Source organism: Streptomyces sp. YS-3 (assembly GCF_045257485.1).
Lineage (GTDB): Bacteria > Actinomycetota > Actinomycetes > Streptomycetales > Streptomycetaceae > Streptomyces.
In genome coordinates this window covers 1-1,069 of sequence record NZ_JBJHPC010001064.1, presented here as the reverse complement: position 1 = coordinate 1,069, position 1,069 = coordinate 1, and the positions used below count along the sequence as shown (strand labels likewise).

Below are 1,069 nucleotides of genomic sequence, written 5' to 3'. Positions count from 1 at the left end.
GGCCAGGGACACGGGCACGGCCACTCCCGCCGCGAGCGCGGCCCGCAGCACGGTCTTGCGGCTGGGCCGGGGCCGCCCGTCGGCGCCCGCGTGCCGGTTCTCGTCACGCCTCGTCGCGTCGCTCTCGCCATCCATGTCTGCTCCTTGGGGGGAGGTTGGGGACGGCTACGACGCTAGGCGGACGGTCGTGTCCGGGCGATGGACGCGATGCGGTGGTCGTGGTGATAATCGCCGCCGCCGCGCCGGAAGTCGCCGGGGCTGGTGCCGGTCTCCCGGCGGAAGAAGCGGCAGAAGTAGGCGGGGTCGGCGAATCCGACCCGGGCGGCTACCTGACGTACCGTCAATTCGGTGTGGAGCAGCAGCCGTTTGGCCTCGTGGGTGCGGGCCTGGCGGATGAGCTCACCGGGCGTACGGCCGGTGGCCTCCTTCACGGCCTCGGTCAGATACCCCACGGACACCCCGATCCGTTCCGCACACGCCCGTACGGACGAGGGCAGGTCGTCGGCGCGCGCCAGCAGGGCGGTGAACCGCCCCGCGACGCCGCTCGCACGGGCGATGTCCTGGGCGACGGGGAGTGCGGGCAGTCGCGCGGCCCGTACGAGCAGGACGTGCAGCAGCGCGCGCAGCACCCCGTGGAAGCCCTCGGCCCCCGTCCGGTACTCCTCGTACATCTCCCCCACGAGCGAGGACGTCCAGCTCTGGGCCTCGCGGTCCAGCTCCAGCCAGGGGCGGGGGCCGAGTCCGCGCAGCAGGGCGCGGTCGTCGGGGTGGTCGAGCAGGAAGTCCTCGGTGAAGAGGATCACCCATCCCTCCGGCCCGTCCGCGCACTCCCATTGGTGGACCTGACCGGGGGAGATGACGCACAGGTGCGGTGGCCGCAGCGCGAACCGGGCGAGGTCGAGCACATGGGTGCCGGTGCCGCCGGTGATGTGCACGATCTCGTAGAAGGTGTGCCGGTGGGGAAAGTCGGCGCGGGACATCGCGCCGATGGTGTCGAAGGTGCCCATGGCGAACGGCAGCGAGTTGGGCATCGGCACCTCCAGCCGATGCAACGGCGGCACCCCACCCC

At 72.4% G+C, this 1,069-nt stretch carries 1 protein-coding gene; it reads right to left on the bottom strand.

Annotation, left to right across the window (positions count from 1 at the left end; all coding sequences use genetic code 11):
- Positions 1-173: 173 nt before the first annotated feature.
- Positions 174-1,061: an AraC family transcriptional regulator gene (locus ACJA3G_RS37485; protein ID WP_406557470.1), complete on the bottom strand. Its 888-nt coding sequence runs from the start codon at positions 1,059-1,061 to the stop codon at positions 174-176.
- Between the last annotated feature and the right edge of the window lie 8 nt (positions 1,062-1,069).